At 67.2% G+C, this 9258-nt stretch carries 7 protein-coding genes; 2 read left to right on the forward strand and 5 right to left on the reverse strand.

Annotated elements, in window-relative coordinates:
* The first annotated feature begins 373 nt into the window (after positions 1-373).
* Positions 374-1243 carry a crotonase/enoyl-CoA hydratase family protein gene (locus tag DBR34_RS19790; RefSeq protein ID WP_128098049.1) on the forward strand — a complete coding sequence of 290 codons (870 nt, stop codon included), beginning with the start codon at positions 374-376 and terminating at the stop codon, positions 1241-1243.
* Positions 1244-1255: 12 nt separating this feature from the next.
* Here the strand turns inward: DBR34_RS19790 and DBR34_RS19795 are convergent, their stop codons facing one another.
* The 4 genes from DBR34_RS19795 to prfB form a co-directional block, all read right to left on the reverse strand.
* A complete protein-coding gene (locus DBR34_RS19795) occupies positions 1256-3430 on the reverse strand; it encodes a response regulator (RefSeq protein ID WP_181394088.1) in 2175 nt (724 codons plus the stop codon).
* 544 nt (positions 3431-3974) lie between these two features.
* A complete protein-coding gene (locus DBR34_RS19800; RefSeq protein WP_038688550.1) occupies positions 3975-5114 on the reverse strand; it encodes a two-component system response regulator in 1140 nt (379 codons plus the stop codon).
* Positions 5115-5311: 197 nt separating this feature from the next.
* On the reverse strand, positions 5312-6829 hold the full coding sequence (gene lysS / locus DBR34_RS19805) for a lysine--tRNA ligase (RefSeq protein ID WP_128098051.1): 1518 nt from the start codon (positions 6827-6829) through the stop codon (positions 5312-5314).
* A 126-nt stretch (positions 6830-6955) separates the two neighbouring features.
* Positions 6956-8081 (reverse strand): peptide chain release factor 2 gene (gene prfB, locus DBR34_RS19810; RefSeq protein WP_102100629.1). Its coding sequence is split into 2 segments (ribosomal slippage): positions 6956-8005 and positions 8007-8081, totalling 1125 coding nucleotides; the frame shifts between segments, so codons are not numbered across the junction.
* 204 nt (positions 8082-8285) lie between these two features.
* On the opposite strand from prfB, the gene DBR34_RS19815 reads away from it, so the two are divergent.
* Positions 8286-9032 carry a M48 family metallopeptidase gene (locus DBR34_RS19815; protein ID WP_128098052.1) on the forward strand — a complete coding sequence of 249 codons (747 nt, stop codon included), beginning with the start codon at positions 8286-8288 and terminating at the stop codon, positions 9030-9032.
* A gap of 58 nt (positions 9033-9090) precedes the next feature.
* Here the strand turns inward: DBR34_RS19815 and DBR34_RS24210 are convergent.
* The coding region (locus tag DBR34_RS24210; RefSeq protein ID WP_258224186.1) for a LytTR family DNA-binding domain-containing protein at positions 9091-9258 on the reverse strand (168 nt) is incomplete at its 5' end.

The following is a 9258-nucleotide window of genomic DNA, read 5'->3' on the forward strand; positions in this document are numbered from 1 at the left end:
CGGCCTGCGGCCGCCACCTCCTCCTTTATTTCGCCTCCAAGGGCATGGGGCCCCAGCGCCCGACCCACCGACGGCTGCGCCTGAAATTTGAACCTGGCGAGCCCGGGCATTCGTACCCACCAACGGTGGGTACCTACCGCGACGCGCATGCGCCTGCCGGCCGTTCACCCACGCCCACCCTGCAAGGCTTTGCGGGCATCGGCGAGGCGCCCTGCCGCCGTCCTGGGCCCTGCCCCGGACACCGGCGTCCGGGGCAGCGCTTGCGGGCGGTTCACACCGCGCGCATAGAATCACTCGCCGCCGCACGTTCTGCTCGCCCCCTTCATTCTCCGTCCGCAATGCGGTCGGCCGGACGGTCTTACGGAGAACTCCCATGTCTGCAGTCCATCCCTTTGCCCCCCGCCCGCAGCTGCACCCGACCCTGCGCATCACCGAAGAAGCGCACCGTGACGTGTACTGGATCCACATGCACGCCAACCTGGTCGACAACCCCGGCCGCCCCTGCTTCGCCTCGCGGCTGGTGGACGATATCGTGGGCTACCAGCGCGAGCTCGGCGAACGCCTGAGCATCTCCCATGCGCTGTCCCCGCATGTGGTGCTGGCTTCGGACAGTGACGTGTTCAACCTGGGTGGCGACCTGGAACTGTTCTGCCGCCTGATCCGCGAGGGCGACCGCCCGCGCCTGCTCGACTACGCCCAGCGCTGCGTGCGTGGGGTGCATGCGTTCCACGCCGGCCTGGGCGTGCGTGCGCACAGCATCGCGCTGGTGCAGGGCAACGCGCTCGGCGGTGGCTTCGAAGCCGCACTGAGCTGCCACACCATCGTGGCCGAGGAAGGCGTGCTGATGGGCCTGCCCGAGGTGCTGTTCGACCTGTTCCCGGGCATGGGCGCCTACTCCTTCATGTGCCAGCGGATCAGCCCGCGCCTGGCCGAGAAGATCATGCTGGAAGGCAACCTCTACACCGCCCGCCAGCTGCACGAGATGGGCCTGGTGGACGTGGTGGTGCCGGTCGGTGAAGGCGTCGCCGCGGTCGAACGGGTGATCAAGGACAGCAAGCGCATTCCGCACGCCTGGGCGGCCATGCGCGAAGTGTCGGAAGTGTCCAGCATGGTGCCGCTGCACGAAATGATGCGGATCACCGAGATCTGGGTCGACACGGCCATGCAGCTGGGCGAAAAGTCGCTGCGTACGATGGACCGGCTGGTGCGTGCACAAGGACGGCGCAACGGTGATGCCGGCTGAGCCTGGCCATGTTCAGGAGGGCGTGCACTCGTCGCCATCGGACTGCCGCAGGGCGACAGCCCGGGCGTCGAGTGCCTTCCTTCCCTGCCGCAACGCATTGCCCAGCGCGGCCGCACGCGGGGTCCATTCGGCCTTGAGCTGCCAGTCGGGCATGCGCATCAGTTCACCCCCGGCGCTGGCCACCTGTACCAGGCCGAGGTTGCTGGCCACCCCACGCAGCGCGTGGGCGTGTTCGCGCAGCTGATCCCAGGCCTGCTGTTCACCACTGCCCTGGATCCGGGCCATGCAGCCGTCGACATCGCTCAGGCACTGGGCGATGAACTGCTTTTCAAACCCCTCCCCCATGCCCAGCGCGGCCAGCTCGTCGAGCACCGCCGGATCGAGTGCGCCGGCCACCACCGGCGCGGCGGGCACCGCCTGGATGCCCGGCTCGGGCCGGGTGTTGGCGGCGATGTCGGCCAGGATGTCCAGCAACCGCGTCGCCACCACCGGCTTGGCCAGGAACGCGCGCGCACCGGCCTGTTCGCAGCGCAGGATCGAATCGGGGGTAACGTCGGCGCTGAGCACCATCACCGGGATGTAGGGCATGCCGCTGGCCTGCATCACCCGCAGCTGCTTGAGCAGGTCCAGCCCGCTCATGCCCGGCATGTGCAGGTCGACGATGGCGGTGTCGAAGTCGGACTGTTCCAGCATGTCCAGCACCTGTTCGCCGCCATTGACGCAGACCACCTTGTGGCCGGCCTTTTCCAGCAGGCGCTGCAGCACCATGCGGTTGGCTGCATGGTCGTCGGCCACCAGCACGCGCAGGCTGCGCACCCGGGCACGGTGGCGCAGGAACGGATTGGAGAACGCGATGACGTTGCCGTTCTCGGTGGTGTCACCGGCCAGCACCGGGGTCATCGCCACGTCCAGCGCGATTTCCACCCAGAACACGCTGCCGCGCGGACTGTTGGCGCTGTAGCCGATGCGGCCGCCCATCGACTCGACCAGGCCCTTGGCAATGGAGGTGCCGAGCCCGGTGCCTTCGTGGCGGCGGGCCAGGCCCACGTCGGCCTGCTCGAACGCGTCGAACAGGCGCTCGCGCAACGCAGCCGGCACGCCGATACCGCTGTCGAGGATCTCGAAGCGCAGCATCACCCGCTCGCCAGCCTGCCCGTCCAGCAGCGACACGCGCAGTTCCACGAACCCGTCATCGGTGAACTTGACCGCGTTGCCCATCAGGTTGAGCAGGATCTGCTGCAGGTGGCCGGCATCGCCGTACAGGCGCGGCGGCACGTGTTCGTCCACCACCACGCGGTACTCCAGCGCCTTGGTGCGCGCCTGCGGGGTCAGGATCAGGTTGATCGCCTGCAGCACGTCGGCCAGGGCGAATTCGTGGCGCTCCACGCGGACCTTGCCGGCCTCGATGGCCGAGATGTCCAGCACCTCCTCCACCAGCGCCAGCAGGCTGCGCGCCGAGGCCTGGATGGTGTTGAGGCACTCGCGCTGCTCCTCGTCCAGGCGGGTGGTGGCCAGCACTTCGGTCATGCCGGCCAGGCCGTTCAGCGGGGTGCGGAACTCGTGGCTCATGTTGGCCAGGAAGCGGCTCTTGGCTTCGTTGGCCTGGCGCGCCTCGGCCACCGCGCGGGTCAGCGCGTGCAGCAGCGAATCGAAGTACAGCGGGATCGCCGCCAGGCCCAGCAGCAGCCCCCACGCCAGGTAACTGTGCTGCTGCCAGTACGGCGCCAGCATGATGGTGCACAGGAAGGCCACGCAGCCCATGGCCGTGGCCACGCGCAGGTAGGTACTGCCATAGCGCATGCCGTTGCCGATGGTGACCCACAGGCACACCGCATACAGCGGCGCGGCCGGCTCGCCCTGGATGGTCATGATCAGCCCCATGCAGGAGTAGTCGGTGAGCATGCCGATCACCCGCCGCACGTGCGAGACGCCCGGCTGCAGCAGGATGGCCACCAGCAGCCCGGCCGACACGGTCAGTTCGAAGGCCAGGATCAGCCAGGTGGCCAGCAGCGTATCGCCGTGGTTCTCCAGGTAGCGCCAGCCCAGGTAGATGATGAACAGCGCGGTGATGGCGATGCGGATCAGGTTCTGCGCGTGCTCGCTGTCGGGCCGGCCGGACAGGCGCTGCCTGAACCGCGCCAGCAGGTGCGGCTTGCCGGCGTGGCCGGTGCGGGGAGAGTCGTTCATGGGGGGCACTCGCATGCGTCGGCGCAGCAGGGTCGAGCAGCACATCGGCACCACTGCCAGCCCCAGCCAAAGGAAGAAAGCCAGCCTGGCGTTGTCCATCCAGTACGGAGTCAGCAACACGGTGGTGCCAAAGCCAAGCATCGCCAGTGCAATGGCACCGGCCAGGTACCGGTTGCCATAACGCAGCCCATTGCCCACCGTCACCCACATCACCACCGCATACACCCAGGCCAACGGCTCGCCCATCTGGATCATGCCCAGCGCGATCAGCCCGTAGTCGGCGAGCATGCCGACCACCCGGCGCAGGTGCGAACGCTGCGGCCGCCAGAGCAGCCAGCCCAGCAACAGCAGCGACAGCCCCAGCCCGGTCAGCGCCGTAGCCAGCACGCCGTGGTACTGGTCCAGGAGGTGGTTGCGCGCCCCGGCAAGCAGCACGTACAGCAGGATCAGCGAAATCAACGCGATCCGCACGACCACCTGCCCGTGCTCGGTATCCGGACGTTGCGCCAGTCGGCGCGTCAGCCACGGGTACAGGGGCTGCATCTCACATTCCCGGGCGGGTCGAGGCGGTCGAGTGCTGGGCGCAGATTTCTTCCAGCTGCTCGCGGCCCTTCATCAGCGCGTCCACGCAGCGCGGGTCGAACAGGCGGCCGCGCTGCGCGTACAGGTAGGCCATGGTGGCTTCCATCGTCCATGCTTCCTTGTACGGGCGTGGCGAGATCAGTGCGTCGAATACATCGGCCACCGCCACGATCCGCGCTTCCAGCGGGATCGCATCGCCGATCAGGCCATCGGGGTATCCGCTGCCGTCATAGCGCTCATGGTGGCGCAGCGCGATCAGCGCGCCCACCTGGATGAAGCGGTTCTGGCTGCCGCTGAGCAGCTCGTAGCCGATCCGCGGGTGCCGGCGCATGATCGCCAGCTCTTCTTCGTTGAGCTTGCCCTGCTTGAGCAGCACCGCATCGGGAATGGCGATCTTGCCCATGTCGTGCAGCGGCGCGGCCATTTCGATCAGCTTGCACTCTTCCTCGGGCAGGCCGAGTTGTTCGGCGATCAGCCCGGCCACGTGCGCCATGCGCTCCAGGTAGGCGCTGGTGCCGGCATCACGGAACTCGATCGCACGCGCCAGCCGCGACAGCGTCTCGCGTTCGCGCTCTTCCACTTCGTGCATGCTGGCCAGCAGGCGCTGCTCCAGCGACAGCGCACGCTGTTTGACGTTTTCCGATTGCTGGCGCAGCTGCAGCAGGTTGTAGCAGCGCGCGCGCAGTTCGCGCGGCCGGATCGGCTTGACCAGGAAATCGATCACGCCCGCTTCCAGCGCGGCCTGGCGGATGGGTTCGTCGCCGACCACGGTGATCAGGATCACCGGGATGTCGCGGTGCTTGGGCAGGCGGCGGAACCGGCGGGCGAATTCCAGCCCGTCCATTTCCGGCATGCGGTAGTCCAGCAGCAACAGGTCCACCGGGTGCGACTCGCACCAGGCCAGCGCGGTGAGCGGGTCGCCGAAGTCGTGCACGCTCAGTTCGGGCGCGATGTCCTCGATGACATGACGCAGCATGGTGCGCGCGGACGTCTGATCGTCAACGATGACAATATTCAAGGCTGCTTCCGCCGTCTTCCTGGACCACACTGGAACATGCTGCGGAAAGGATACTCCGCCACTCTGCACACTGGCACCTTGCATGGATCCGCCTCCCGTCGCGATCGCCCGGTTCATGATCGTAGCCGCAGTGTGATGCGGGCGTCACGCCCGCCCTCTGCTCGATCATTGCCTGGTCATCACACCGAACTGCCCGGATGACCACGCAGAAACGATACGCGCGCGGCCACGGCAGCGGAACCCCGCCCGGGATGCCCGTGCCGGGCACCCGGACGTACGTCTCAGTTTTCCGGACGCATGTAGGGGAACAGCAGCACATCACGAATCGAACTGCTGCCGGTCAGCAGCATCACCAGACGGTCGATGCCGATGCCCAGGCCGCCGGTCGGGGCCATGCCGTACTCCAGCGCACGGATGTAATCGGCGTCGTAGTGCATGGCCTCGTCGTCGCCGCCTTCCTTGGCCGTCACCTGGGCCTGGAACCGGGCCGCCTGGTCTTCCGGGTCGTTCAACTCGGAGAAGCCGTTGGCCAGCTCCTTGCCGTTGATGAACAGCTCGAAGCGGTCGGTGTAGCCCGGCTGGTCGTCGTTGGCACGGGCCAGCGGGGAGACCTCGACCGGGTGGTCGGTGATGAAGGTCGGCTGCACCAGGGTGTGCTCGACGGTGGCCTCGAAGATCTCCAGCAGCAGCTTGCCCCAGCCGTAAGACGGCTTGATGCGGATCTTCAGGCGCTCGCAATGGGCGGCCAGCGCGTCGCGGTCGGTGCAGTCGGCGGCGCTGATGTCCGGGTTGTGGTGGCGCACGGCCTCGTCCATGCGCCAGCGGCGGAACGCCGGGGCCAGGTCGATGGTGGCACCGTCCCACTCCACCGTGGTGGTGCCCAGCACCTTGCTGGCCACGTCACGGATCACGCCTTCGGTCAGGTCCATCACTTCGGTGTACGTGGCGTAGGCCTCGTACAGCTCCATCATGGTGAATTCCGGGTTGTGGCGGGTGCTCACGCCTTCATTGCGGAAGTTGCGGTTGATCTCGTACACGCGCTCCAGCCCACCCACGACCAGGCGCTTGAGGTACAGCTCCGGGGCCACGCGCAGGTACAGGTCCAGGTCCAGCGCGTTGTGGTGGGTGGTGAACGGCTTGGCCGTGGCGCCGCCGGGGATGTAATGCATCATCGGCGTTTCGACTTCCAGGAAGTCGCGGCTGTCCAGCCAGGCGCGCATGGCGCGGATGATCCGCGAGCGCTTGATGAACACCTCGCGCGACTCCGGGGTCACGATCAGGTCCACGTAGCGCTGGCGGTAGCGCTGCTCCACGTCGGCCAGGCCGTGCCACTTGTCCGGCAGCGGGCGCAGCGACTTGGTCAGCAGGCGGATACTGGTGGCCTTGACCGACAGTTCGCCGGTCTTGGTGCGGGTCAGCCCGCCTTCCACGCCGATGATGTCGCCCACGTCCCAGCCCTTGAAGGCGGTGTAGGCATCGCCCAGGGTGCTGCCCTGCAGGAACAGCTGGATGCGGCCCGATTCGTCCTGGATCTGGGCGAAGCTGGCCTTGCCCATCACGCGCTTGGCCATGAGGCGGCCGGCCATCTTCACCTGGCGGTCGGTTCCTTCCAGCGCTTCGGCGGTCCACTGTTCGGCGTCGGCGAACTCGGTCTGCAGGGTGCCGGCGAACTGTTCGCGGCGGAAATCGTTCGGGTAGGCGATGCCCTGCCCGCGCAGGGCGGTCAGTTTCGCGCGGCGCTCGGCGATGAGGCTGTTCTCGTCGACGGGGGGCTGCGGCGCGGCGGTCTGATCGTTCATGGCGTGGGTCTATGTATGTCGGGGGGAGGTACGGTCCCCGCCATCATGCCGATGGTCGGGGCGGATTGCGAAACCGGGCGTGGCCCGGGCACAACGGATCGGGGCCGCGCGTGGCGGCCCCGACGGTCAGGCGTCGGTGCGTTTGGCACCCACGGCCAGGCCGGACTTCAGGCTGGCTTCGACGAATTCGTCGAGGTCGCCGTCCAGCACCTTCTGCGTGTCCGAGCGCTCGATGCCGGTGCGCAGGTCCTTGATACGGCTCTGGTCGAGCACGTAGTTGCGGATCTGGCTGCCCCAGCCGATGTCGGACTTGGTGGCTTCCACGGCGTCACGCTCGGCGTTGCGCTTCTGGATTTCCAGCTCGTACAGCTTGGCAGCCAGCATCTTCATCGCGTTGTCGCGGTTCTGGTGCTGGCTGCGGCCGGTCTGGCAGGCCACGACCGTGTTGGTCGGAATGTGCGTGATGCGCACCGCCGACTCGGTCTTGTTGACGTGCTGACCACCGGCACCGGAGGACCGGTACACGTCGGTGCGCAGGTCGGCCGGGTTGATGTCGATTTCGATGTTGTCATCGACTTCCGGCGACACGAACACCGAGGTGAAGCTGGTGTGGCGGCGGTTGTCCGAATCGAACGGCGACTTGCGCACCAGGCGGTGCACGCCGGTTTCGGTCTTCAACCAGCCGTAGGCGTAATCGCCTTCCACGCGCAGCGTGGCCGACTTGATGCCGGCAACGTCGCCACCGGACACTTCCATCAGCTCGGTCTTCCAGCCGCGCGATTCGCACCAGCGCAGGTACATGCGCAGCAGGATCTCGGCCCAGTCCTGGGCTTCGGTACCACCGGCGCCGGCCTGGATGTCGACGAACGCCGCGGCATTGTCCATCTGGCCGGAGAACATGCGCTGGAATTCCAGCTGTTCGACGTGCTTCTGGTACTTGTCCAGGTCGGCGACCACGGCCAGGGCGGTATCTTCGTCCTGTTCGCTGTCGGCCAGTTCCAGCAGTTCGCCGGACTCGGACAGGCCATCCAGGATCGTGGCGATGCCGCCCACGGTCTTTTCAAGGTTGGCGCGTTCGCGGCCCAGGTTCTGGGCGTATTCGGCGTTGTTCCAGATATCCGGGTTTTCCAGTTCCCGGGTTACTTCTTCCAGACGCTCTTTCTTGGCGTCGTAGTCAAAGATACCCCCTGAGCGACAGCACGCGATCGGTGAGATCGGTGATGCGCTGGCGGACAGGATTGAGCTCGATCATGTCGGCAGTTAGTGCGTGCGAAAAGACTGTCCATCATAGCCTATCCGGGGCTTTCCAGCCGCAACGGCCGGCGGCGCTCACGCCCGGGCGGCCCGCGTCAGCGATCGGTGAACACGCCGGGCGGGCCAGAGGGTAGACTCCTGCCGCGCCCGGTGGCCCCCGCCAGCGGTCGCCCCCAATACCACCTACATGGAGCTTTACCCGATGAGGAAGTCATCCTCCGCTGTTCTGCTGGCCCTGGCCTGCTTCGCCGCTGGCAACGCCTCGGCCCTGGACCTGAAGTCGCTGGCCGGCACCGGCATGAAGGCCGGCCAGGCCCTGACCCTGTCCGATGCCGACGTGGCCAAGGCGGCCGACCAGGCCTGCGCCTACATGGACAAGGACAACAAGATCGCCCCGGCCAACAGCCCGTATGCCCAGCGCCTGGCCAAGATCACCCAGGGCCTGGCCAACGAAGACGGCCTGAACCTCAACTTCAAGGTCTACCTGACCGAAGACGTGAACGCCTGGGCCATGGCCAACGGCTGCGTGCGCGTGTACTCGGGCCTGATGGACATGGCCTCCGACGACGAAGTGCGCGGCGTGATCGGCCACGAGATCGGCCACGTGAAGCTGGGCCACAGCAAGACCAAGATGCGCACTGCCATGCTGACCTCGGCCGGTCGCGACACCCTGGCTGCCTCCGGCAACGCCAATATCGCCGACCTGACCCAGGGCCAGCTGGGCGAGCTGGCCGAAGGCTTCGTCAACGCGCAGTTCTCGCAGAAGGAAGAGAGCGCGGCCGACGAATACGGCTACCGCTTCATGAAGCGCCACAGCTACGATCCGGCCGCGCTGGCCAGCATGTTCCGCAAGCTGTCCAGCGAAGGTGGCCTGATGTCTTCGCACCCGGGCTCGGAAGCACGCGCCGGGCGCATCGACGCGATGATCAAGAAAGACGGCAAGCGCTGAGCTGCCTGACGGCATCCCGGCCTGCCGGGATGCCACGCCGGCTGGCGGCGCTCTGCCCTCAGCCGGCGGCCTGCGCCGCCAATGCCTGGCGGAATGCCGGCAGCTGCCGACGACTGCAGGGCACCCGCCCGCCATCGTCCATGTGCAGCAGCGCCTCACCGCCGTCCAGGGGCTCGATCGAGACCAGCCGGCGCACGTTGACCACCCAGCTGCGGTGGGCACGCAC

The sequence above is a fragment of the Stenotrophomonas sp. HMWF003 genome (genome assembly GCF_003061285.1).
Lineage (GTDB): Bacteria > Pseudomonadota > Gammaproteobacteria > Xanthomonadales > Xanthomonadaceae > Stenotrophomonas > Stenotrophomonas maltophilia_AP.